Origin of the sequence: Snodgrassella gandavensis (assembly GCF_914768025.1) — a bacterium.
GTDB classification, from domain to species: domain Bacteria; phylum Pseudomonadota; class Gammaproteobacteria; order Burkholderiales; family Neisseriaceae; genus Snodgrassella; species Snodgrassella gandavensis.
This window is the reverse complement of the sequence record NZ_CAJZCE010000017.1, coordinates 20,551-44,434: the sequence shown is the minus strand read 5'-3', so window position 1 is coordinate 44,434 and position 23,884 is coordinate 20,551. Positions and strand designations below refer to the sequence as shown.

At 45.3% G+C, this 23,884-nt stretch carries 22 protein-coding genes and 1 pseudogene; 13 read left to right on the top strand and 10 right to left on the bottom strand.

What is annotated here, in order from left to right; all coding sequences use genetic code 11:
* Window positions 1-222: 222 nt before the first annotated feature.
* The gene (locus MJ764_RS10480) at window positions 223-1,134 is read right to left on the bottom strand and encodes a Rossmann-like and DUF2520 domain-containing protein (RefSeq protein WP_239326796.1); all 912 of its coding nucleotides are present in this window, start codon (window positions 1,132-1,134) and stop codon (window positions 223-225) included.
* Window positions 1,135-1,268: 134 nt separating this feature from the next.
* Here MJ764_RS10480 and minC point away from each other — a divergent pair, with 134 nt between their 5' ends.
* The 5 genes from minC to dtd all read left to right on the top strand — a co-directional run bounded on the left by minC (window position 1,269) and on the right by dtd (window position 4,733).
* Window positions 1,269-2,012, top strand: a complete 744-nt coding sequence (gene minC, locus MJ764_RS10475) for a septum site-determining protein MinC (protein ID WP_239326794.1) — start codon at window positions 1,269-1,271, stop codon at window positions 2,010-2,012.
* Window positions 2,013-2,095: 83 nt separating this feature from the next.
* Window positions 2,096-2,911: a septum site-determining protein MinD gene (minD, locus tag MJ764_RS10470; RefSeq protein ID WP_239326792.1), complete on the top strand. Its 816-nt coding sequence runs from the start codon at window positions 2,096-2,098 to the stop codon at window positions 2,909-2,911.
* Window positions 2,912-2,914: 3 nt separating this feature from the next.
* On the top strand, window positions 2,915-3,193 hold the full coding sequence (gene minE / locus MJ764_RS10465) for a cell division topological specificity factor MinE (RefSeq protein WP_100136785.1): 279 nt from the start codon (window positions 2,915-2,917) through the stop codon (window positions 3,191-3,193).
* A complete protein-coding gene (locus tag MJ764_RS10460) occupies window positions 3,180-4,106 on the top strand; it encodes a LysR substrate-binding domain-containing protein (protein ID WP_239326790.1) in 927 nt (308 codons plus the stop codon). The genes minE and MJ764_RS10460 overlap by 14 nt, the downstream gene beginning before the upstream one ends.
* Before the next feature lie 192 nt (window positions 4,107-4,298).
* Window positions 4,299-4,733, top strand: coding sequence for a D-aminoacyl-tRNA deacylase (dtd, locus tag MJ764_RS10455; protein ID WP_239326788.1), 435 nt, complete (start codon window positions 4,299-4,301; stop codon window positions 4,731-4,733).
* A 46-nt stretch (window positions 4,734-4,779) separates the two neighbouring features.
* Here the strand turns inward: dtd and MJ764_RS10450 are convergent, their stop codons facing one another.
* From MJ764_RS10450 to MJ764_RS10435, 4 genes are all read right to left on the bottom strand, one after another.
* Window positions 4,780-5,421, bottom strand: coding sequence for a hypothetical protein (locus MJ764_RS10450; RefSeq protein ID WP_239326786.1), 642 nt, complete (start codon window positions 5,419-5,421; stop codon window positions 4,780-4,782).
* Between the two features lie 254 nt (window positions 5,422-5,675).
* The gene (locus MJ764_RS10445) at window positions 5,676-6,236 is read right to left on the bottom strand and encodes a DNA-3-methyladenine glycosylase I (RefSeq protein WP_239326784.1); all 561 of its coding nucleotides are present in this window, start codon (window positions 6,234-6,236) and stop codon (window positions 5,676-5,678) included.
* A gap of 55 nt (window positions 6,237-6,291) precedes the next feature.
* The gene (locus tag MJ764_RS10440) at window positions 6,292-6,858 is read right to left on the bottom strand and encodes a TMEM165/GDT1 family protein (protein WP_239326802.1); all 567 of its coding nucleotides are present in this window, start codon (window positions 6,856-6,858) and stop codon (window positions 6,292-6,294) included.
* Between the two features lie 323 nt (window positions 6,859-7,181).
* Complete coding sequence (locus tag MJ764_RS10435) at window positions 7,182-8,660, bottom strand: DASS family sodium-coupled anion symporter (protein ID WP_239326800.1); 1,479 nt, start codon at window positions 8,658-8,660, stop codon at window positions 7,182-7,184.
* A 399-nt stretch (window positions 8,661-9,059) separates the two neighbouring features.
* Between MJ764_RS10435 and dnaK the strand changes: the two genes are divergently transcribed.
* From dnaK to MJ764_RS10420, 3 genes are all read left to right on the top strand, one after another.
* The gene (dnaK, locus tag MJ764_RS10430; RefSeq protein ID WP_239326782.1) at window positions 9,060-10,994 is read left to right on the top strand and encodes a molecular chaperone DnaK; all 1,935 of its coding nucleotides are present in this window, start codon (window positions 9,060-9,062) and stop codon (window positions 10,992-10,994) included.
* A 623-nt stretch (window positions 10,995-11,617) separates the two neighbouring features.
* Window positions 11,618-12,787, top strand: a complete 1,170-nt coding sequence (locus MJ764_RS10425; RefSeq protein WP_239326780.1) for an alpha-hydroxy acid oxidase — start codon at window positions 11,618-11,620, stop codon at window positions 12,785-12,787.
* A gap of 167 nt (window positions 12,788-12,954) precedes the next feature.
* On the top strand, window positions 12,955-15,234 hold the full coding sequence (locus MJ764_RS10420; RefSeq protein WP_239326778.1) for a Tex family protein: 2,280 nt from the start codon (window positions 12,955-12,957) through the stop codon (window positions 15,232-15,234).
* 90 nt (window positions 15,235-15,324) lie between these two features.
* Here the strand turns inward: MJ764_RS10420 and MJ764_RS10415 are convergent, their stop codons facing one another.
* The gene (locus MJ764_RS10415; RefSeq protein ID WP_239326776.1) at window positions 15,325-15,765 is read right to left on the bottom strand and encodes a hypothetical protein; all 441 of its coding nucleotides are present in this window, start codon (window positions 15,763-15,765) and stop codon (window positions 15,325-15,327) included.
* Between the two features lie 114 nt (window positions 15,766-15,879).
* Window positions 15,880-16,538: pseudogene (gene budA / locus MJ764_RS10410) on the bottom strand (acetolactate decarboxylase).
* 251 nt (window positions 16,539-16,789) lie between these two features.
* Here budA and MJ764_RS10405 point away from each other — a divergent pair.
* From MJ764_RS10405 to MJ764_RS10385, 5 genes are all read left to right on the top strand, one after another.
* Complete coding sequence (locus tag MJ764_RS10405; RefSeq protein WP_239326774.1) at window positions 16,790-17,026, top strand: hypothetical protein; 237 nt, start codon at window positions 16,790-16,792, stop codon at window positions 17,024-17,026.
* Between the two features lie 64 nt (window positions 17,027-17,090).
* Window positions 17,091-18,251, top strand: a complete 1,161-nt coding sequence (locus MJ764_RS10400) for an MFS transporter (RefSeq protein WP_239326772.1) — start codon at window positions 17,091-17,093, stop codon at window positions 18,249-18,251.
* A 17-nt stretch (window positions 18,252-18,268) separates the two neighbouring features.
* Window positions 18,269-18,475: a cyanate hydratase gene (locus tag MJ764_RS10395; protein ID WP_239326770.1), complete on the top strand. Its 207-nt coding sequence runs from the start codon at window positions 18,269-18,271 to the stop codon at window positions 18,473-18,475.
* A 26-nt stretch (window positions 18,476-18,501) separates the two neighbouring features.
* A complete protein-coding gene (locus MJ764_RS10390) occupies window positions 18,502-19,095 on the top strand; it encodes a uracil-DNA glycosylase family protein (protein ID WP_239326768.1) in 594 nt (197 codons plus the stop codon).
* A gap of 27 nt (window positions 19,096-19,122) precedes the next feature.
* The gene (locus tag MJ764_RS10385; protein WP_239326766.1) at window positions 19,123-19,752 is read left to right on the top strand and encodes an NAD(P)-dependent oxidoreductase; all 630 of its coding nucleotides are present in this window, start codon (window positions 19,123-19,125) and stop codon (window positions 19,750-19,752) included.
* Between the two features lie 82 nt (window positions 19,753-19,834).
* On the opposite strand, the gene MJ764_RS10380 is transcribed toward MJ764_RS10385, so the two are convergent.
* The 3 genes from MJ764_RS10380 to MJ764_RS10370 form a co-directional block, all read right to left on the bottom strand.
* On the bottom strand, window positions 19,835-20,719 hold the full coding sequence (locus tag MJ764_RS10380; protein ID WP_239326798.1) for a lipid A biosynthesis lauroyl acyltransferase: 885 nt from the start codon (window positions 20,717-20,719) through the stop codon (window positions 19,835-19,837).
* A 209-nt stretch (window positions 20,720-20,928) separates the two neighbouring features.
* Entirely contained in the window at window positions 20,929-22,458 is a 1,530-nt protein-coding gene (locus MJ764_RS10375; RefSeq protein ID WP_100090672.1) for a DHA2 family efflux MFS transporter permease subunit, read from the bottom strand.
* A 206-nt stretch (window positions 22,459-22,664) separates the two neighbouring features.
* Complete coding sequence (locus MJ764_RS10370) at window positions 22,665-23,861, bottom strand: hemolysin D (protein WP_476749660.1); 1,197 nt, start codon at window positions 23,859-23,861, stop codon at window positions 22,665-22,667.
* Window positions 23,862-23,884 lie beyond the last annotated feature (23 nt).

The following is a 23,884-nucleotide window of genomic DNA, read 5'->3' as shown; positions in this document are numbered from 1 at the left end:
AGAGCATTGCTTTCGACTGCGTTCTACTTTAAACTGTTTAGTTCGTTTCGTGTCGCGTCATCAGCGAAGAAGGCGAACTATACGCCTCACCTAAAACGCTGTCAACTACTTCCTCCGTTTATTTTTGTATAAATTAATAATAAATTGATTTTAAAATAATTTATTTTTGACACTTGGTTTCAGATTGTTTTCGGTGTAAGCAGCTACCTTAATATATTTCTTTTACTTTAATGGCTTAGTATCTGTTGTTGAAATTATTTGCAGTATCTGTTGGTGTTTGTCGCTGCTTAATGTGGTTAAGTTTAAAGTTTGTTCTGCCAGTGCTTTATAAACTGCCTGCTCTGAAGAATTTAATGCTTGCCAATGGTGAGCGATTGTGTTGCTGTCGCCTCGTTTTATCGGGCCGGTTAATGCTTCTGTTGGTGACATTATTTGCAGCTGATTCAGATTTTGCTGCATTAGCTGGTTGACCAGTTTTTCTGCTAAATCTTGCGGTAAGGATAGGGAAGTTAATATATTGCGTGCATAAGCATTTAATGTGACTAAAAAATTAGCACTGATGGAAAGTGCTGCGTGATAGCGATTTTTTTGAGCAGAATCAATACTGAAACTGTTTAGGTTTGCCGCCTGTGCTAGCTGTTGTAATAGAGGTAATGCTGCACTATCACCTTCTATGGCGCACAGATGGCCGGCCAATGTATTCATTGCTGTTTCGATTGAGGCAAAAGCAAATACTGGATGTAATGAACCAGTTAATGCTTTCTGTTTGTTTGACATTAATACTTTGCTATTTAATGCTCCGCTAAAATGAAGTATTAATGTGCTGGCTGTTATCCAATCTGCCTGATTAATTTGTTGGCTAATTGTTTCTATGGCCTGATCACTGACACCTATGGCTATGATATCTGCGGGTGGTAAGGTATTTAGCTGTTGGTGAAGCTGAATATGCGGTATGTGGTTCTTAAGATGCTGTGCTGCTGTAAAACTGCGGTTCCAGGCTGCCTGTATATTGATTTGCCCACTTTGATGCCAGATGATGGCCAGTGTTGAAGCAACTTTACCGGTACCGATGATATTTATTCGTGGTATATATGATTTTGTTGGTTGAGTGGATTTGGTAAAGGTGTCAGTCATTATCAATTTTTCTCGGCTAAAGAGTGATTATTTTGTTTAAGGTCATGGGTTGTAATTGAAGCCGCTTAATCAAAACGGTACACTTCGGTACTTACTCTATATTCTAATCATAATTTACTTGGGCAAACACGTTAATGAAAGCTGCTTTTAATGTGAAATCCGCGCGTCTGGATGCACTATCAGTACAGTTACTGACTGATGACCTGACTTTGATTAACTATGAATTAAAGCAACGGGCAGAACGTTTTGGTAATTTACGTAATATGCCTTTTACTCTGGATCTGCAAAATCTTGCCAATCCGGCAACAGTGGATTTGGGAAAGTTGATTGCGCTGTTTGCACGATATCATTTGCGTATTATAGCTGTTCGTCATTCTGATGCAGTATGGGCCAGTTTGGCTAAACAACAAAATATAGCTTTTAGTATTTTGCCGGAAGAGCAGGCTAATACACGGGTTAAAGCTGTAGCCGAGGCACTGTCTCCACAAGCGGCAAATGTTAATAATGAAAAAATTATTTCGTCAGTTGCCACAAATGCTCTGCCAACACTGGTTATTGACCGTACGATTCGTACCGGGCAGCAGGTTTATGCGGAAAAATCTGATTTGATTGTTCTGGGGCTGGTTAGCGAAGGCGCGGAAATCATTGCTGATGGCAATATTCATATTTATGGCCCTTTACGCGGCCGGGCTTTAGCTGGCGCAGCGGGTAATAAGGATACTCGTATTTTTGCCCAGTCTATGCAGGCTGAACTTGTATCTGTGGCAGGTATTTATCGTATTTTTGATCAACAGTTACCGGCACATCTGGATCGTCACGCGGTGCAGATTTTTCTGCAAAATGACCGGCTGGTACTCAGTGCGATTCAGGCAAATTAATTTATTCAGACTCATGAACTTTATGTGTTGCTGATTTGTGAATGTATTGATTGATTCATTTATATAACAAAAGGAATTTAATTGTGGCAAAGATTATTGTGGTGACGTCAGGTAAAGGTGGGGTTGGTAAAACCACGACCAGTGCCAGCATTTCAACAGGTTTGGCTTTAGCCGGCCATAAAACTGCGGTAATTGATTTTGACGTAGGCTTGCGTAATCTGGATTTGATTATGGGTTGTGAGCGCCGTGTGGTTTATGACCTGATTAATGTTATCCAGAATGAAGCTACTCTTAATCAGGCGTTAATCAAGGATAAGCACTGCGACAATCTTTATGTTTTACCTGCCTCGCAAACTCGTGATAAGGATGCGCTTACTCGGGATGGGGTGGAAAAGGTTTTAAAAGACCTGACTGGCAAGATGGGCTTCGACTACGTGGTCTGTGATTCACCGGCGGGTATTGAGCAGGGTGCTCTGATGGCTTTGTACTTTGCAGATGAAGCTATTGTAACCACCAATCCGGAAATTTCCAGTGTACGGGATTCTGATCGTATTTTGGGGATTTTATCCAGCAAATCCCGTCGTGCTGAAACGAATAGCGCTCCGGTAAAAGAACATTTACTGATTACGCGTTACTCGCCTGAACGGGTAGAAAAAGGTGAAATGCTGTCGGTTCAGGATATTCAGGATATTTTGCGCATTCCTTTGATTGGTGTGATTCCTGAATCACAAAATGTGCTACAGGCTTCTAATTCGGGTACGCCTGTTATTTTGCAGGAGAATTCTGTGGCTGCTGACGCGTATGAAGACGTGGTGGCGCGCCTGTTGGGTGAAGACCGTCCAATCCGCTTTCTGGATGCTGAGAAAAAAGGCTTTCTCAAGCGCCTATTTGGAGGTTAAGCCATGTCTATAATGGATTTTCTTTTTGGCAAGAAGCAACAATCCGCTCAGATGGCACGCGACCGCTTGCAGATTATTATTGCGCAAGAGCGTGCTACACAAACGCCGGATTATTTGCCTACACTGCGAAAAGAGCTATTGGAAGTGTTGTCAAAATATGTTCATGTGTCTTTGAATGATATTCAGATTACTCAGGAAAAGAAAGATGGTATGGATGTATTGGCACTCAATATTACCTTACCGGAAACAGGTAAGAAAAGGCCAGTGAATGACGCTGACTGAATTGCGCTATATTGTGGCTGTAGCTCAGGAAAAACATTTTGGACGTGCGGCCCAACGATGTTTTGTGAGCCAACCTACTTTATCTATTGCAATTAAGAAGCTGGAAGAAGAGTTAGGACTGACATTATTTGACCGCAGCAGTAATGAAGTCATGACAACTGAAGCCGGCCAGCGAATTGTGCTACAGGCACGTCGGGTGCTTGAGGAAGCTGATCGTATCAAGCTAATGGCAAATCAGGAACAAAGCGAGCTGGAAGGGATATTTAAGCTTGGGCTAATTTTTACAATTGCACCTTATTTATTACCGAAACTGATTTTGTCATTGCGGCAGCTAGCACCAGAAATGCCGTTGCAACTGGATGAAAATTACACTGATGTGCTAACGGAATCACTCAAGCGTGGTGCTCTGGATGCAATTGTGGCTGCTGAACCGTTTCATGAAACGGGACTGGAAACCATCCCTCTCTATGATGAACCTTTTTTTGTTATTGTTCCAAAAGGTCATCCTTTTGAGCAGCTCGACGAAGTTACGCCAAAACAACTGAGCGAAGAACGTGTATTGTTGCTTACAGAGGGTAATTGTATGCGTGATAATGTACTGGATAGCTGTCAGGAACTGGCTTCGCGTCAGAAAATTTTGGGTTTGTCGAATAGTATTCAAGGAAGTTCTATTAATACTATTCGGCATATGGTTGCCAGTGGTTTGGGTATTAGCGTGATGCCTGCTACAGCATTAACGGAAAATGACCATCTGTTATTCAGTATTATTCCTTTTTCCAATCCGACACCAGAACGACGTGTAATATTGGCCTCGCGACGTAATTTTGTTCGCCCCAAAGCCTTACGCATGATTAAATCAGCTATTCTGTCCTCGCGGTTAACCGGAGTACAGTTTATTCATGATTTTGATTAAGCCTTATTGTCATAATAAAAAACGCCTGTACTTAAGCAGGCGTTTTTTATTGGGTTGGATTTTCTGATTGGTACCAGATGGATAGTGTTTGGTTACTTGCCTGTATGGTGTTTTTTTAATCTGTACTGATAGAATAATCGTCTAAAGGGAAAGAAATTAAAAAAATTAGATAGATTTTAAACAGGATATTCAATGATTGCATTAATACAACGTGTTAAACAAGCCAGTGTCTGTGTAAACGCTGAAATTGTCGGCCAGATAGAACATGGGCTGCTGATTCTGTTAGGTGTTGAACAGGGTGATGATCAACAAAAAGCTGAACGTCTTTGTGACAAGGTACTTGGTTACCGGGTTTTTAGTGATCAGGATGATAAAATGAATTTGAATGTTAAGCAGGTGAATGGGCAGCTATTGGTTGTATCACAATTTACTCTTGCCGCTGATACCAAAAAAGGTACGAGACCAAGTTTTACTAAAGGTGCAATGCCTGCTGAAGCTAATCGTTTGTATAATTATTTTGTTGAGTTGTGCCAAAAACAGCTTATTACTAAAACTGGAATTTTTGCAGCAAATATGCAGGTTTCTTTGGTTAATGATGGACCGGTAACGTTCTGGCTACAAGTTTGATTACTGGTTATTGCCTATACTTTGAAATATGGTTATTGGTTTATTTTTAGTATCGGCTTAACTCTTGTTTCAATACGCGGATATTGGCCTGACGGTCGGTGACATTTTGCTGCCAGCGCTGAATTTGGGCAACAATGCCTTGTTTTTGTGCTCGACGCAGTTGCTGCTGAGCTGTCGCTAGCGCACGTTGTTCACTGGTAATATCACGTTGTACTAGCTGCTTTGGGGTTAATTTGGGTACTACAATTATTTTTGCTGGTACTGTAGCCGCGTTATTTTTATTTTTAATTGCAGTGGTGGTATCTGGTTTGGGTGTTTGCTGGCGCAGCAAAATACCCATTTTAGGTGTTGGCGGTACTTTCATTAAATCGCTGTCACGACCAAATTCAGCACTATACCAGAGACGTTGTAACTGCTCTAAGCCGGGAGCATTCTGATTTTCCAGAGAATGTTTTTTTAAATCATCGCTGTCTGTGGGCGGATGTTTGGCAATCTGGCATTGAACATCTAATGGTTTAGTTGTGTAGCTGACATGATTATTTGCCAGCGGGCATGCATACCAAGTTATCGGCGCAGGTTCGCTAGCCGCAGATGCTGCTGTTTTATCTTCAGCCAAAACTGGGGTTAAATAACCTGATAACAGTACGCAGACACTAAAATAAAGACCAAGTCTGAACTTGTTTTGCATGGCAATGGCTCATTGGGTCTAAACTAAACTATTAAACAATAAAAACAAATAGATTAACTACCCTGATTAGGTTAATTAATTAATAAATCTGTATATTCCATCAAGGGATCTGATTGTACGACAAATTATTTACTGTGCTTATGCTTTTTATCGCAGCTTTTATTGTTTGCATATGATTTTTTAATTTGTGTATTTATTGCGGTTGAATGTTGAGTTTATTCTGATGATATGATGATGTGTACAAACTGGCTTTTTTAATGCTGAGCACAAAAACAGCTAGTTAAATGATCATTTACTAGTCCCATTGATTGCATGAATGCATAGCAAGTAGTAGGTCCGACAAAGCTGAAGCCGCGTTTTTTTAACGCTTTGGACATGGCAGCGCTGACTTTTGTCTGGGCTGGCACTTCAGATAAAAGTTTATAGTGATTGATAACTGGTTGATGATTGACAAACGACCAGATAAAACGGGCAAAATCCTCTCCATGCCGCTGCATGGAGAGATAGGCGTGGGCGTTATTTATAATGGCCTGCAATTTAGCCGGATGGCGAATCAATCCCGGATTTTGTAGTAATGGTTTGATATCTGTGATGGTAATAATTTTATGTGGATCAAAATTGTAAAAACAGCGCCGGTATTCATCGCGTTTTTTTAACACGGTAATCCATGATAAGCCGGCCTGCTGGCCTTCCAGACAGATTTTTTCAAACAGCTTTTGTCCGTCTTTCTGCACCTGCCCCCATTCATTATCATGATAATGCTGATAGAGAGGATCTGCTTTAACCCAGTCACAGCGTTTTAACTGTTTTTGCATGGTATTTTGATGAGTCCGGTAATATTAATCAATCTGCTCAGTCATGCCTGATATTTTAGTTTAACCATGTCTGTATCAGGGTAATGATACCTAAAAGACAAAACAAGAAACAGGCACCTATGCGGATTCGATTGAGAGGTAAGCGTTGCATCAGCCAGTTGCCAAAAAATATCACTGGAACATTAGCCAATAATAAGCCTACGGTACTGCCCAACACTACTGAGTACAAATCACGATATTGAGCGGCCAGTAATATTGTGGCGATTTGGGTTTTATCTCCTACTTCTGCCAGAAAAAACAATACTGCTGTAGCCACAAATGGACCATAGCGCATAAAACGGGTATCGACCCCATCATCTTTATCTGGTTTTAACAGCCATAAGCCAACTACCAGAAAACTGAACCCAACTACCCAGCCCATTAATTGGGGCGTAAAAAAACGCGCTACTTCAACCCCAAACCAAGCAGAAACAATATGATTAAGCAGGGTAGCACATAGCATACCGGCGATAATGGCATATTTTCGTGCAAAGCGGGTAGCAAGAAATAAAGTCAGTAATTGAGTTTTGTCACCAATTTCAGCCAAAGCGACTGGTATAACAGAAGACAGAAAAGCATGAATCATTTTTAGAATACCGTTGGCGGGCTTAAAGACAAAAGACATGATAAAACGCCCGCCATAGCGGTTTTATCCTGTCTCAAGTCTCGTTAATCCACCATTTGGTCAGACGTTACGACCATACAGCAAATGCTGCAAATATGTTGACCGTAACCACAGGTACTGGAAAAACCACCTGTGCAACTACTCCCTTAAGGCAATGCATCATAACCGATCCCAGACAGAAGCAACAAGTGAAATTCCTGTTAAAACCATTGAATTTGATTTTAAACAACAAAACAGGCTGCCATATTTTCTGGCAGCCTGTGAGGATGAACAGACCTAGATTAATAGTAACCCAGAACTTTCCACCATATACCACCGACAACAACAAATATCATCAGTTCAATTACGCTCATGATGAAACCAACTTTCCACCATTCACCCAAGGTAACATAGCCAGAACCGAATACCACTGGTGAAGTACCGGTAGCGTAATGGGTAAGCGTCATCATGATACTGGAAGCGGCAGCCATCATTAGTGCAAACAGCATTGGAGGTGCGCCCAGTGCCAGTCCAGCAGAATAGAAGGCAGCAAACATAGCTGTGATATGTGCGGTGGTACTAGCAAACATATAGTGTGCATACATATAAGCCAGTAATAACAGTGCACATGCACCCATCCAGCCCATACCCAGACTACCAATACTGCTTTCCAGTACACCGGAGAACCAAGTAATCAGCCCCAGTTTATTCAGGAAAGTCGCCATCATTACCAGTGCAGCAAACCAAGTAATGGTATCCCATGCACTTTTTTCTTTTAGGATGTCGTCCCAGCTTAATACACCGGTTAACAATAATAGTGATAAACCAATGAACGCGGTAGTGGTTGGGTCAACCATAAAGACAGGTGGGACAACCTCAAGGAATTTACCCAACAGCATGGCCGGAATACCTGCCCACAGAATCAGCAATACTGCAAAAATACCCAGCATGATTTTTTCATCACGGGTCATTGGTCCTTGTTCTTTCAGGCGTTCTTTAGCAAATGCAACCGCATTCGGAGTCTGCTTGATTTCAGGCGGATACATCCAATATATAATCAGTGGCATCAGGAACATGGCTACCAGACCGGGCAATAACATGGCCAGTGCCCATGTACCCCAGGATAGATGAATATTATTGTTTGTTGCCTTGGCTACAAGATCCACAATTAATGGATTAGGCGCAGTAGCAGTAATAAACATGATTGAGCTAATGGGATTGGCGTGGTAATTTACTAGTGCCAGAAATTTACCCATGCGCTTTTCTGTACCTTTTTCTGGGTCAGAATCATAGCTGGATGCAATGGATTTCATGATTGGATGAATAATGCCACCACCACGGGCTGTATTACTTGGTGTAACCGGAGCCAGTAACAATTCCACTACGGCCAGACTATAGGCAACACCCAAGGTGCGTTTACCCCACAAACCAATAAACAGATAGCCAACACGTGCACCCAAGCCGGTTTTTAACAAACCACGTGAAATCATGATAGCCACACCGATCAGCCAAATCAGCGAATTACCGAAGCTGCTCAGGGCATCCTTCATGGCCATGTCGGGGGTTTCTGCGGTGACACCAGTTAATGCCACCAACATAATGGCAATAATGGATAGCGCGCCAATTGGCATGGCTTTGCCAATGATGGCTGCAATCACGCCAACAAACATGGCCAATAAATGCCATGCCTGAGGTGAAACCCCTTCTGGTACCGGTATGGCAAACCAGATAATCAGGCTGATTAACAGCGCTATGGCAGCGGGAATGGGTTTAAACCCAATTTTTACAGGCATACAACATACTCCTAAATCATGAAGATATAGATACAGCCAGACAGTAATCATTAATATTAAGAGTGATTGTAAACTCTTATTGCAAAATACCGTCTGATATAGCGCAAAAAATTATCAGACGGTATTGGCAAAAATAGAACGATTTTACTGTTCAAGCCTGAATGAATATAACATATAACCATGTAAGCAAACGCTATTGATATTAAAGCAGACTTTTACCAAGCTATTATTTAGATAAAATTTGCAAAACTATGCTTGAAATCATCCCGGGCATACCCATTTACGATGCATTAGCAATAGTATAGCGGTGGTTTTGAACTACTGTATTTGCAGCCGTACGATAACGGCGCAAATTACGAAATTAAATCATTAGGAGATTTTTAAATTATGGCAAAAGTAATCGGTATTGACCTGGGTACTACCAACTCTTGTGTTGCCATTTCCGAAGGTGGCCAGACTAAGGTAATAGAAAATGCTGAAGGTGCACGTACTACACCTTCCATTGTAGCTTATCTGGACGATAACGAAATTCTGGTGGGTGCCCCAGCCAAACGTCAGGCTGTAACTAACCCGAAGAACACTGTTTACGCGGTAAAACGTCTGATTGGCCGTAAATTTGATGATGCTGAAGTACAGCGCGATATCAAATCCATGCCTTTCCAGATTGTTAAGGCCAACAACAACGACGCATGGGTAGAAGCGCATGGTGAAAAACTGTCACCTCCGCAGGTTTCTGCTGAAGTATTGCGCAAAATGAAAAAAGCAGCTGAAGATTATCTGGGTGAAACAGTAACTGAAGCTGTGATTACCGTACCGGCCTATTTTAATGATAGCCAGCGTCAGGCGACTAAAGATGCCGGCCGTATTGCTGGTCTGGACGTAAAACGTATTATTAATGAACCAACCGCTGCGGCTCTGGCTTTTGGTATGGATAAAGGTGAAAAAGGCGACCGCAAGATTGCCGTTTATGACCTTGGTGGTGGTACGTTTGATATTTCCATTATTGAAATCGCTGAAATTGATGGCGACAAACAGTTTGAAGTATTGGCCACCAATGGTGATACGTTCCTCGGTGGTGAAGATTTTGACCAGCGTCTGATTAACTACATCATTGATGAATTCAAAAAAGATCAGGGCATCGACCTGAAAAATGATGTAATGGCCTTACAGCGTCTGAAAGAAGCTGCGGAAAAAGCCAAAATCGAACTGTCCAGCGGCCAGCAGACTGAAATCAACCTGCCTTACATCACCATGGATGCTTCTGGCCCGAAACATTTGGCCATGAAAATTACCCGTGCCAAATTCGAAAGTCTGGTAGAAGACCTGATTACTCGTTCTATCGAACCATGCCGCACCGCAATTAAAGATGCCGGCCTGAGCGTAAACGAAATTAACGATGTGATTCTGGTAGGCGGTCAGAGCCGTATGCCAAAAGTACAGGAAGCGGTTAAAGACTTCTTTGGCAAGGAACCACGTCGTGACGTTAATCCGGATGAAGCCGTTGCTGTAGGTGCTGCGATTCAGGGTGCGGTACTGGCTGGTGACCGTAACGACGTATTGTTGCTGGACGTAACGCCATTGTCTCTGGGTATTGAAACCATGGGCGGTGTGATGACTAAACTCATCAATAAAAATACCACCATTCCTACCAAGGCAACGCAGACATTTTCTACCGCTGAAGACAACCAGAGTGCTGTAACTATCCATGTATTACAGGGTGAACGTGAACGTGCTTCTGCCAATAAGAGTCTGGGACAGTTTAACCTGAGTGATATTCCGCCAGCTCCGCGTGGTGTTCCACAGGTAGACGTAACTTTTGACATTGACGCCAATGGTATCCTGCATGTATCTGCTAAAGATAAAGGCACTGGCAAAGTAGCCAATATTACTATTCAGGCTTCTTCTGGCTTGAGTGAAGAAGAAATCGAACGCATGGTAAAAGATGCAGAGGCCAATGCTGAAGAAGACCGCAAGTTGGCTGAACTGGTAAGCAGCCGCAATCAGGCTGAAGCCTTGATTCACTCTGTACAGAAATCTCTAAGTGAATACGGCGACAAACTGGATGCTGCTGAGAAAGAAAAAATTGAAGCAGCCATCAAGGAAGCTGAAGAAGCTGTTAAAGGCGAAGACAAAGCTGCAATTGATGCTAAAGCTGAGGCTTTGGGTACAGCCAGCCAGAAACTGGGCGAAATGATGTATGCTCAGGCACAGGCCGAAGGTCAGCAGGCTGGCGCTCAAGCAGAACAGCCACAAAACAAAGGCAACGACGATATCGTCGATGCTGAATTTGAAGAAGTAAAAGACAAAGAGAAAAAAGACTAATTTTTTCTCCTTATATGTACAACCCCACTTACGAGTGGGGTTTTATTTTATGGATAATTTGTAACAGATAAAGCCTATTTTGTGTGACCAATTGTTCAGGCAGATAAGAACGATTACATTCACCCTGATATTTTTGGTGTTCAAACCACAGTTTTGGTATTGCTGCCTGCCAAGTATTTTACACAGATGAATACATATCATATATGGACTGATACTATATACAATAATTGTATCTGTAAAAAACTAACATGTTAGGAGGCTGACCGTTACAATAATCGTATCAATTATTTACAACAAAGTAATTCTACTGGAGCAGAAGATGGACTTTTATATTTTGCTAATCCTACTCGGCATCTGCTGTGCCATATTAACGGCTGGATTTTGTGGACGTACGCAGCGCTGGGGACCTTGGACAATGCTGATTGGCATTAGCTGCCTGCTGCTTCTGATTATGGTGATGATTTATAAACTATCTCGTGTTGTCTGATTATTGGCAGCCCTCACCAGTTTAAATGCCGACAAAAATCAATGACAGTGATTACAACCAGATAGAATTGATGTATAACTTTATCTTGTCCAGTTAAAACTATTCCCATCAAGAAAATTTGAAAATAGGTAACCACATGCAAAACAAATTAAGCAAGATGACCTGTATCGAAGATTTGCGCAAAGTTGCTAAGCGCAAAGTACCGAAAATGTTTTACGATTATGCCGATACCGGTTCGTGGACAGAATCTACCTATCATGCCAATAGTGATGATTTTCAAGGAATTAAGCTTCGTCAGCGCGTACTGACCGACATGACCGGCCGTACACTAGAAACCACGATGGTAGGGCAACAAGTAAAAATGCCTGTGGCACTGGCACCGACAGGACTAACCGGTATGCAACACGCTGATGGTGAAATTCTGGCGGCGCGGGCGGCAGAAAAATTCGGCGTACCATTCACTCTGTCTACCATGTCTGTCTGCTCCATCGAAGATGTTGCTGAAAATACCAGCGCCCCTTTCTGGTTTCAACTATATGTGATGCGTGACCGTGAATTCATGCGCGACCTGATTCGTCGTGCTCAGGCTGCTCAATGTTCAGCATTGGTGGTTACTGCCGATTTACAGGTATTGGGACAACGCCACAAAGATATCAAAAACGGCTTATCTACCCCACCAAAACCAACCCTGCGCAACTGGTTGAATCTGGCTACCAAACCAGAATGGTGTCTGGCCATGCTCAATACCCAACGCCGTACTTTCCGCAACATCGTTGGCCATACCAAAGGCGTAGCTGACATGACCTCACTGTCCTCATGGACATCCGAACAGTTTGACCCACGCCTGAGCTGGAAAGACATTGAAGAAATCAAGGATTTATGGGGTGGCAAACTGATTATCAAAGGCATTCTGGATGCCGAAGATGCCGAAATGGCGGTGAAATCCGGTGCAGATGCGATTGTGGTATCTAACCACGGCGGCCGCCAGCTTGATGGTGCGCCGTCTACTGTCCATGCTTTACCCAATATTATCTCTGCGGTAGGTAATGACATTGAAGTCTGGCTGGACAGTGGAATCCGCAGTGGACAGGACGTTCTTAAAGCCATTGCCATGGGTGCCAAAGGTACATTGATTGGCCGCGCCTTCCTGTATGGTCTGGGTGCATATGGTGAAGACGGAGTAACACGCGCACTGGAAATCATCTACGATGAGATGGATACCACCATGGCCTTTACCGGTCATACTGATATCAAAACCGTCAATACGGATATCCTGATACCCGGCACTTATCCGGTCGCCAGATAAACCCATCTAATCTAAGCAATATTCACGGCTATTTGTCTCAGACAAATAGCCTTTTTTACTGATACAGGCAACTCACTATACCTTATGGCGATATTCACGAACAGGAACAGGTGACAAAGCCACTATAGCCAGCTATGCTTGCCTTTTTTATTGCATATTAAATTGTTATGAACATCACTGAGAAAATTGCTTCAGAACTGAATGTTGCTTCTGCACGGATTCAAGCAGCGATTGACCTGCTGGATGATGGCGCCACTGTACCGTTTGTGGCACGTTACCGCAAGGAAGCCACAGGAGGCCTGGATGATACTCAACTACGTACCCTCGCCGAAAGACTACAATATCTGCGAGAATTACAGGAACGCAAACAGACAGTCTTATCCAGTATCGAAGAACAGGGCAAACTCACTGATGAATTGCGACAGACCATAGCAGCAGTTGATAACAAAACCGCACTGGAAGATATTTACCTTCCCTACAAACCCAAACGCCGTACTAAAGCCCAGATTGCCCGTGAGCATGGGCTGGCACCACTAGCAGAAGCCCTACTCACGCAGCCAGACCTGAATCCGGAAAGCGCCGCACAAAGCTATCTGAACGACAACGTAGCCGATAGCAAGGCGGCATTGGATGGCGCGCGTGCAATTCTAATGGAACAATTTGCCGAAGATGCCAATCTTATTGGGCGCTTACGTGATAAATTGTGGCGTGAAGGAGAAATCCATGCCACGATACTCGAAGGTCAGGAAAGTGCCGGCGAGAAATTCAAAGACTACTTTAATCACCGCGAACCGATTCACAGTATGCCCAGTCACCGTGCACTGGCCATATTGCGCGGCCGCAATGAAGGTATACTGGCACTCAGTCTGAAATACCAGCCAGATGACACCCCACTGAGCGAACAGAGTATTTACGAACAACTGATTGCGCAACAGTTTGGCATTGCTGATATGGGACGTGCCGCCGACCGCTGGTTACGCGACACCGTACGCTTGAGCTGGCGTGCCAAAATCTTCCTGTCACTGGAACTGGAAGCACTGAACCGACTAAAAGAAAATGCAGATCAGGCTGCCATTAGCGTTTTTGCTCAAAACCTGAAAGATTTACTGCTGGCCGCACCGGCCGGTCGCCTTACCACCATCGGGCTTGACCCCGGCATCCGTACTGGTGTGAAAGTAGCCGTGGTCGATGATACCGGCAAGCTGCTGGAAACCGCCACCATCTACCCGCATCAACCGCGTAACGACTGGAAAGGCGCACTAACTATACTGATGCATCTGGTTAAACAGCATAAAGTCCAATTGATTGCCATCGGCAACGGCACTGCCAGCCGCGAAACTGACAAACTGGCCGGCGAACTGATTCGCGCCCTACCTGATTACCAGCTACAAAAAATCGTTGTATCCGAAGCTGGTGCATCCATTTATTCTGCTTCGGCACTGGCCGCTAAAGAATTTCCCAATCTGGATGTTAGCCTGCGCGGAGCGGTTTCCATCGCCCGCCGTCTGCAAGACCCACTGGCAGAACTGGTTAAAATCGATCCCAAATCCATTGGCGTTGGCCAGTATCAGCATGATGTCAACCAGAGCCAGCTAGCCAAAAGTCTGGACGCGGTAGTCGAAGACTGCGTGAATGCAGTGGGCGTAGATGTGAACACTGCCTCAGTTGCACTGCTGGCTCGCATTTCCGGCCTAAACAACACACTGGCACAGAATATTGTCAGCTACCGCGACCAGAACGGCGCTTTCGTCAATCGTCAGAATCTGCTTAAGGTCCCGCGTCTGGGTAGCAAAACTTTTGAGCAGGCAGCCGGCTTTCTGCGCATTCAGGGTGGAGATGAGCCACTGGATGCCAGTGCCGTCCATCCCGAAAGTTATCCCATCGTTGCCAGAATGCTCCAGACAGCGCAACTGCGTGCCGACCAGCTTATTGGCAACCACAGCGTGCTCAAGGCACTGAAACCCGCCGATTACATTGATGCCAATGTGGGGCTGCCTACCATTAACGATATTCTGGCCGAACTGGAAAAACCCGGCCGCGACCCACGTGGTGAATTTCAAACCGCCACCTTTGCCGACGGTGTGGAAGACATTACCGACCTTCAGCCCGGCATGATACTTGAAGGCGTGGTCAGTAATGTGGCTGCATTTGGCGCCTTTGTTGATATTGGTGTCCATCAGGACGGACTGGTACATGTTTCCGCACTGGCCGACCGTTACATTGCCGACCCGCGCGATATTGTTAAAGCCGGTGATGTTGTTAAGGTTAAAGTAATCGAAGTTGATATACCGCGCAAACGTATTGCTCTGTCCATGCGTCTGAATGACGATGCTCAGGCAGCATCTCAACGCAACGAACGCCCGCGCAAACAGAATGGCAAAACGCCACACAAGCCCAGCAGTGCAGATAATGCCATGGCTGCGGCCTTTGCCCGTTTGAAACAGTAACTGTAAAGGCAATCACTTAATAACAGGGGGGCATTAACTGCCCCCTTGTTTATGTCAGTCAGAAAGCAATCATCAAGCCGAGCGACACCTCTAGCGACAATCTTTGCCAGACAGCGGCACACTCACCTGTGAATGATCCTGAAACGTATAAACATACACAAAATTAAATCCACCCAGCAACATACGCCGAGTCAGCGGTTGGCGGCAATTCTGCTGTAAATCTTTTTTCGCCGCGGCCACATTAAAATTATTCTGAGTACGCTTGCTATCAAGCATCGTATACGAATAATAAATTGTCTGGTTATGCCGTACTGCTGCGTTAAACATAATCTGGTTATGCTTCTGTGGCAGCTTCTTCTGTAACGCCAGCAACTGCTGATCAACAGATGTTGTCAACGCCGGGTCAATCGCCAGCGGCATATGCGCAGGCTGGCTGGCAGTTTCAGATGAAGCGGTGGCTGAATCCGCTGATTGCCGGTTACAGCCGGCCAGCAAACACAGGCAGAATAGCCCACAGATTATTTTTTTCATGGTTTACACTTTCAGCACAAATAGCAGGCAAGTTATCCAGTAGTACCTGTAAATTTTACCGTACACCCCTTAAATCTATTCCAGATAACCGGAAAATAGTGTAACACGCCTAGATTAATTTTCTACCTGTTTAATAACATTATTTAGATCATTCATTTTCAGGTTTTTGCGCAAATATTCCTCGTCCTCAGGCAGCACAATTTCTACCGCTTGCTTGCGCTCAAACGCCAGCTCAGCCTTACTGGCCATAAAATCAATTACATGCCCGCCCAATTTGCGCGTGATATCAATAAAATGCAGATGAAAACCGGCTACTGATAGCTCCTTGAAAAATTCCGGTGTCCAGAAACCAATTAATGTACCGCTTACATCCTCTACAGTATCTACTACCTGCTGTTCAAATACCTTGACTACAGACGGATAAGGTTTCTGCTGCGCAAACGGACGGCGGATTTTCAGCTTATTAAGCGGCCACTGATTTTTACGGCCACAAATACATTATCCAGTGGCAAATAGTGCGCTAGATGTGTATACAGATTATTTTTACTTACATCGATGATATCCACTACCTTATCCGGCTGAAACGTTGTTATCTGTACAAATGGCAAAAGCTCATCGTCACTCATGACCTTTACCGCTTTATCACCGTCTGCTTCCAGAAAATCCTTATCAATAATTACCTCACCGGCAAGTGCATGCGAGCAGCCCAAACCAAAATCACCATGTTTTTTTGCTTCCCTAACACCGAATACCCCATCAAACAATCCTGCCATCAAAGCATTAATTGTTGAAAACTGCACGATTATCTTCTTCATTTCTGTCTACTCCAGCAGTAAATTCTAAATTATTTACATATTAATATGTTCCATATTACACCTTAAATTAATACATTTTTAGCTGTTTCTTACCTCAGCCTGATTTAATCCCAGAAATTTTAAAGACGCCATAAACAACAAATTGCCCTGACAAATAGCTCCCATAAGTACTGCTGTATACGAAACAGCAGTGCCGATACTGTTATGATATGAGCAATTTTGATTCTGGCTATGATTCTGGCTGGCGCAATCAACCAACCCTCTCACAGGCAACCTATACAACTTTTGTTAACTATTATCTGACTGCCATTGCAGAAATCTGCACTCTGGCTGCTGCCAAGTACATTGTCTTGACTGTTATTTGCATAGCTGCTCACACTGGTGGAAAGTCAATTGACCATCGCGTGTATACAGCCTGTGGTGGCATTTATGTGCACGAAAAGTGACAAGCAGGCAAGCTGCGTCTAAACTTGCTGTTTATAGCTGAACGAACTATGGCTGTAGATTATCATGTTATTAAAAAGCTTACTTTCGTTGTCGTTAGGCACATTTGCGCTAGGCATGGCAGAATTCAGTATGATGGGTATTCTGCCAGATGTGGCCATTTCACTTGGTATCGATATTGCACAGGCCGGACATTTTATTGCTGCTTATGCGCTTGGTGTATGCTGTGGAGCATGGCTGCTGGTATTAAGTTACCGCTTACCGCCCAAAACCATTCTGCTGTCCTTGGCGGTACTGATTGCGATTGGTAATCTACTGGCGGCCATGGCACCCGGCTATATAACTTTGCTGGTGGCACGTTTTATTTCCGGCTTGCCACATGGCGCCTATTTTGGCATCGGCTCGATTGTCGCTACCAAACTGGCGCCTCCCGGACGTTCGGCGCAGGCGGTAGCCATGATGATTGCCGGCATGACAGTAGCCAATCTGCTTGGTGTTCCGGTCGGCACATGGCTGAGTCTGCATTTAAGCTGGCGGCTGGTATTTACTTTGGTCGCCGTAGTGGCAATTGTGCTAGTGTTTACTTTGCAGCGTTTTATTCCACCAATAGAACGGCTACCAGATACCGGTATTCTGGGACAATTCCATTTTCTGAAATCGGCGGCACCGTGGCTGATTCTGGCGGCCACTACTTTAGGTAATGGCGGAATCTTCTGCTGGTTCAGTTATATCAGCCCGTTATTGACGCAGATATCCGGTTTCAGTGGCAATCAGGTTAGTTTGTTAATGATACTGGCTGGTGCCGGTATGGTAGCTGGCAACTGGTGTGGTGGCCGTTTGTCAGACCGCTATACGCCGGGACAGGTAGCCGCCAGTTTGCAGGGGCTGGCGGCTGTGGCGCTGCTACTAATTTTTCTGTTTGCTTCAACTGGCTGGTTGTCGGCAACACTGATGTGTATGTGTACATTCTGCCTGTTTGCGGTATCGGCACCGCAGCAATTATTATTGCTGCGCCATTCCCCGGGCGGTGCACTGCTTGGTGCAGCCAGTGTACAGATGGCATTTAATCTGGGGAATGCCATTGGTTCATATAGCGGTGGGCTGGCCATCAGCCAGCACTGGGGCTATCAATATCCGGCATTACTGGGTGTACCACTGACATTATGCGGTTGTGCCTGTCTGATATGGTTTCACCGCCGCTATGAAAATCAGGGGCAACTTATCTGAAACTTACGGAGGTTATGATGAGTGATTCTATACCACTGAACATCAAGCAACGCATGCAAGTGGCCATTAAAAATGACAATAAAGCCGAACAGCAGCGCCTGTGGCATGAATACAGTGGCCAGCAGGGCTTTTCCAATGAATGGGTGATGGCGGCGCGACTGGGCGAACCGGGTTATACAGAAGAACAGGCACATATGGTTGCCTGCCTGTTTGGCCGCTGTTAGACAACACCATTACGCTATGGGTATTTATGGCTGAAATAATAGTTGAAACACATCCACTGGCACCGTTTCTACCAGCCAGTGCGCGGCTGCTGATGCTGGGTTCATTCCCGCCACCAACTGCACGCTGGAAAATGAACTTTTACTATCCCAATCTACAAAATGATATGTGGCGCATTTTTGGGCTGGTGTTTTTTCAGGACAAACACTATTTCTTTACCGAAAACAATAAAGCATTTAATGAGCCCTTAATCCGTGCTTTTTTGTCTGAACGCGGCATTGCTATTAATGATACTGCCTATCAGATCAGGCGCCTGCAAAACAATGCAGCAGACAAGTTTCTCGAAGTGGTTACCCCAGTAGATTTACCGGCCTTACTGGCACAGATTCCGGATTGTCAGCACATAATGACTACCGGTGACAAGGCCACCAGCACACTACTACAGCTTCTGCCAGCCGGTACAGCTGCACCAACTATCGGCCATTCCAGTGATACCACACTGGCTGGCCGACATCTAACTTTATCTAGACTGCCCTCTTCTTCGCGTGCCTATCCGCTCGCACTGGAACGTAAAGCAGCCATTTATCGGGACTATTTTTATACCATCGGTTTATTAAACTGATTCTGACTATTTAGCGGGAGAACATTGATGCATATTCTGGTTTTTGGAGCCACTGGTGGCGTTGGCAGGTCTTTAGTTGAGCAGGCACTAGCCAATGGTGATGAAATTACTGCGGCAGTGCGCACACCGGAAAAACTCAACTTACAGCATCCCAACTTGCATATTCGCCGCTGTGATGCGTTTGAGGCTACTGATGTTGTGGCACTGTTTGCCGCTAACAGCCATTACGATGCAGTGGCCTCAGCCCTGAACACCAATCAGGGGGTCAAACCGGGTAATGATTTGCAGCGCATGCTCAGCAATATTGCTCCGCAATTGCAGCAACATGGCATTAAACGCATCGTCTACTGCGCTTCCGCCGGTGTGGATAATGAGCTGGAAGGTGAACGTGGTCAGGCAGCAATGGAATTTCTACGCCATCCGCTGGCCGATCATCGTGTTGCAATTGAGCAGATTCAGGCGGCTGGTCTGGACGCAACGATTGTGCGCCCGCTTGGCTTAACTCATGATGCCCTTTCTGGTCATTATGTTGAAGCAGCACAGGGCATTCCAACGGGCAGCGGCCGCATTGCCCGTGCGGATGTGGCTCATTTTATGCTGAAAGCACTACATAACGATGCTTATATCGGCCAGTCTATAGCGTTATCAGGTGTCTGAATAAACAACTGCTGCCAGAGAATCAACTCATGGCAGCAGTATTTTTTGCCCGGCTGTTTGCTGTAGCGCGGATAGCCGGTTTTTATTTGTGAATTTTCTGATAAAACGATGCCTCGCCCTCTGGGCGAGTTTTGAAACGTTTATGTAGCCAGTAATACTGTGACGGCTGTTCGCGCACCCGTGCCTCAATAAAATCATTCATGCGCTGGGTATCGGCAACGATGTCTTTACTGGGGAAATTTTCCCACTGCGGATAAAAACGCAAGGTCACACTGCCATCCGCTTCACGGGTAGGAATTGCCGGAATAACCTTAGCTTTAGTTAAAGCTGCAATACGGCTAAGACCGGCAATCGTAGCAGTGGGAATAGCGAAAAAATTCACAAAAATCGATTCACGCCGGCCAAAATCCTGATCAGGCAGATAAAGAAACGGCGCACTGCTGGCTTTGATTTTCTTGATAATGGCACGCAGCCCTTCCGTACGTCCAATCAGAAAAGCATTGTTATAACGCTGGCGGCCTTTGAGAATTTGCTCATCCATCTGCTTGTTTTTCTGGTGTGAATAGACGCTAATCAGAGGAACATCCTGATTGAGGGCATACACCGCCGCCTCAAAAGCAGTAAAGTGCGGATAGAGTAAAATCACTTTCTCACCGGCAGCCAGTGCATCATCCAGATAATGCTTGTCCTGATAGCGCACCAGCTTTTTCAACCGTCGGGCATCGCCATACCAGTATAGGCCATATTCCAGTAACAGCATGGACATATGATAGAAATGTTCACGCAGTACCTTGCGCCGCTGCCGTTCTGTCCATTCGGGAAAACATTGGCGCAAATTAATCAGGCCAATGCGCCGCCGCAGCGCTACCGCATAATAACTTAACCAGCCCACACATCGTGCCAGTGCATGAATCATACACAACGGCAGTAATTGCAGCACATATAAAAAAGCAAACGCCAATTTCATCATCATTACTAATATTACCTAACTGCTTATCGCCAGCCATGCACTTAAACGCTATCTATTGTACACAAGCTGCCACCACTTTACATTCACAGTTGTATATAAACATTTGCCTTACAACAGATTGTAAGAGTGTTGTGTATACGGAAAGGATAAAAAATAACACGGCCTACACAGAATGCACAGGCCGCGTTAATAGATAGCAAAGGATTTCAATGTGCCCCGCCGCCACCGCCACTACCAAACGGTGGCTTGGCAAACCATACCAGCACAATCAGAATTAAGAAAGTCAAACCATACAGCCAGAATAAATCATTCGCACCCATAATATGCGCCTGCTGACCAATAGTATGCTCAATCGAACCTAACGGCTGTACACCACTTAAACCGAGCTGATTCATACCCTGAATTGACTCATTCATGGTGCTATTATAAGGATGGATGTTTTCCACCAATTGCGTATGATGCAAAGCTTCACGTTTATCCCACAATACATTTACCATTGAAGTACCAATACCACCAGCCAGAATGCGCACAAAATTGGAAATACTCGACGCACTGGCAATCTGCGAACCAGACATATTAGACAGGGTAATCTGAGTTAACGGCATAAAGAACATCGCCATGCCAATCCCCTGCACAAACTGCGGCCAGAATACATCCATAAAACCCATGCCAGCATTAAAATTGGTACGCCAGAAGAAACAGATAGCGTATACAGTAAAGCTGATGGTTACCAGCACCCGCATATCCAGCCGGTTACCAAACTTACCAATCAGCGGCGACAACAATACTGGGAAAATACCAATAGGTGCCGTTGCCAGCCCCGCCCAGGTAGCGGTATAACCAAGCTGCATCTGCAACAGCATCGGCAGCAGTACGATCGCTCCCATATAGGTCATATAGGCTGTACTGAGGGTAATTACCCCTACGGTAAAGTTACGGTCTTTAAACAGGCGCAAGTCTACAATCGGGTACTTGGCATACCATTCCCAGATAACAAAGTAGCCCAGACACACTACAGCAATAACAGCCAAAACAATAATTTCATTGGACGAGAACCAGTCCAGCTCATGGCCGCGGTCAAGCATCATTTGCAAGGCACCTACGCCTACTACCATCAGCGATAAGCCCATGCGGTCGATTGGCTCGTGTACAGTTTCGGTTTCGCGTTTTTTCATCATCTGCCATGAAATACCGGCAGCCAGCAAACCAATTGGCACATTAATAAAGAAAATCCAGCCCCAATGCCAGTTATCACTGATAATACCACCCAGAATCGGCCCGAAAATCGGCGCCACAATGATTACCATCGACCACATAGCCAGTGCCATGGGACGTTTTTCCGGCGGATAGGCAGCCATCAGCAAACTTTGCGACAGCGGAATCATCGGCCCGGCCACAGCACCCTGCAACACGCGGAAAAACACCAGCAATGCCAGACTGGGTGCAATACCACATAAAAACGAGGCCAACACAAACGACAGTGTTGCCACAACAAAAACTTTCACTTCACCAAAACGGCGCGCCAGCCAGCCAGTAAGCGGTACTGAAATCGCATTCGCTACCGCAAACGCAGTAATCACCCACGTACCCTGACTATTGGCTGCACCCAGATTACCAGTAATGGTTGGCAATGCCACATTGGCAATGGTGGAATCCAGCACCTGCATAAAAACGGCCAGTGACAGTGCCACTGTAACCAAAGCCAGTGCCGGACCTTTTAAAGGAGAATGCGTCATTCAAGCGGCCTTATTGCAGAAACATACTTCATCTTTCAGCATATCCAAATCTGTGTCCATAGACACAAAAATACAGTTCATAAAGATGATGCTTCTGGAATTACAGTAAAATCAGGCTAAATCACTACCTGAGTAAAGCCTGCTGGTGACAGAACTATTATTCCTGTACCAGCAGTATCCAGATAAGAGATTCGGCGTTAACAGAATCAGGGAGCGTACTGGGCAAAAATCTGCTCAATCATATTATTGATTGGTGTCCAGTCAATTGCAGCCATACTGCCATTGGTGGGAATCGCATGCACTGATGTTAAATCCTGCCCATTCTGGTTACGCGTATTTACCTCAACATCCATTGATAACCCTACCCGCAACGGATGCGCAGCCAGCTCTTTCGGATCCAGCGCAATACGCACCGGCACGCGCTGTACCACTTTAATCCAGTTACCGGTTGCATTCTGTGCCGGTAAAAGAGAGAACGCTGCACCCGTACCGGCAGACAAACCCGCCACCTTACCGTGATAGGTTACTTTACTGCCATACACATCTGCTCTGATTTCCACCGGCTGCCCGATACGGATTTTAGCCAGCTGGCTTTCCTTGAAGTTGGCATCTACCCAGACATTATTCAATGGTACTACCGCCATCAGTGCCGCGCCCGTAGCCACTTTCTGCCCCACCTGAACATTGCGTTTGGCAACTTGTCCATCTACTGGCGCCTTGATATGGGTACGCTGTAAATCCAGCCATGCACTTTTCAGATGGCTGACTGCTGTCATCACTGCCGGCTGCTGGCGCAGCGGAACATTATGACCCAACACCGCTTTTGCCGCACTTTCCTGCCCTTGCACAGCTTTCAGTTTTGCCTGAGCTTCCAATACCGCATCACGAGCATGGCTTAACTCTTCAGCAGAAATGGCATCCGTACCGGCCAGACTCTGGCGACGCAGCAAGTCTGCTTGCAAACGTTTTAACTGAGCCTGTTGTGCGGCCACCTGTGCACTGGCCTGACGTGACTGAGCAGTCTGCTGCTGATTCTGGCGAATCGCATTAATCAGCTCATCATGTGCCCGTTCAAACGCCAGTTGCATATCACTGTTATCCAGTTCAACCAACACCTGCCCGGCTTTAACGGTTTGCGTGTCATCCACATTCACCTTCTGCACCGTACCAGTAATCTGCGGTGTAATTTGCACCAGATGGCCATTCACATATGCATCATCAGTGGATTCTTTATGCTGCCAGACCAGCAGATACATCAGCAGAAAGCCCAGCGCAATCAGCAGAAATACGGCAGTCAGCACCACCAGCTTGCGCTTGCGGCCTGCGGGCACTCGTTCAGACTGCGGCTGAACCGCCGGTTGCGAGGTTGTTACTGCCTCGTTAGTTTGCTTTTGTTCACTCATACGTAAATAGCTCAATAAAATAG

Coding starts and splice junctions, on each gene's coding strand:
- minE (WP_100136785.1), top strand. CDS start 2,915: ATGTCTATAATGGATTTTCTTTTTGGCAAGAAGCAACAATCCGCTCAG.
- MJ764_RS10395 (WP_239326770.1), top strand. CDS start 18,269: ATGAGTGATTCTATACCACTGAACATCAAGCAACGCATGCAAGTGGCC.
- MJ764_RS10460 (WP_239326790.1), top strand. CDS start 3,180: ATGACGCTGACTGAATTGCGCTATATTGTGGCTGTAGCTCAGGAAAAA.
- MJ764_RS10415 (WP_239326776.1), bottom strand. CDS start 15,765: ATGAAAAAAATAATCTGTGGGCTATTCTGCCTGTGTTTGCTGGCCGGC.
- MJ764_RS10380 (WP_239326798.1), bottom strand. CDS start 20,719: ATGAAATTGGCGTTTGCTTTTTTATATGTGCTGCAATTACTGCCGTTG.
- MJ764_RS10385 (WP_239326766.1), top strand. CDS start 19,123: ATGCATATTCTGGTTTTTGGAGCCACTGGTGGCGTTGGCAGGTCTTTA.
- MJ764_RS10450 (WP_239326786.1), bottom strand. CDS start 5,421: ATGCAAAACAAGTTCAGACTTGGTCTTTATTTTAGTGTCTGCGTACTG.
- dtd (WP_239326788.1), top strand. CDS start 4,299: ATGATTGCATTAATACAACGTGTTAAACAAGCCAGTGTCTGTGTAAAC.
- MJ764_RS10405 (WP_239326774.1), top strand. CDS start 16,790: ATGAGCAATTTTGATTCTGGCTATGATTCTGGCTGGCGCAATCAACCA.
- MJ764_RS10425 (WP_239326780.1), top strand. CDS start 11,618: ATGCAAAACAAATTAAGCAAGATGACCTGTATCGAAGATTTGCGCAAA.
- MJ764_RS10390 (WP_239326768.1), top strand. CDS start 18,502: ATGGCTGAAATAATAGTTGAAACACATCCACTGGCACCGTTTCTACCA.
- MJ764_RS10480 (WP_239326796.1), bottom strand. CDS start 1,134: ATGACTGACACCTTTACCAAATCCACTCAACCAACAAAATCATATATA.
- MJ764_RS10420 (WP_239326778.1), top strand. CDS start 12,955: ATGAACATCACTGAGAAAATTGCTTCAGAACTGAATGTTGCTTCTGCA.
- minC (WP_239326794.1), top strand. CDS start 1,269: ATGAAAGCTGCTTTTAATGTGAAATCCGCGCGTCTGGATGCACTATCA.
- MJ764_RS10400 (WP_239326772.1), top strand. CDS start 17,091: ATGTTATTAAAAAGCTTACTTTCGTTGTCGTTAGGCACATTTGCGCTA.
- MJ764_RS10370 (WP_476749660.1), bottom strand. CDS start 23,861: ATGAGTGAACAAAAGCAAACTAACGAGGCAGTAACAACCTCGCAACCG.
- dnaK (WP_239326782.1), top strand. CDS start 9,060: ATGGCAAAAGTAATCGGTATTGACCTGGGTACTACCAACTCTTGTGTT.
- MJ764_RS10445 (WP_239326784.1), bottom strand. CDS start 6,236: ATGCAAAAACAGTTAAAACGCTGTGACTGGGTTAAAGCAGATCCTCTC.
- MJ764_RS10375 (WP_100090672.1), bottom strand. CDS start 22,458: ATGACGCATTCTCCTTTAAAAGGTCCGGCACTGGCTTTGGTTACAGTG.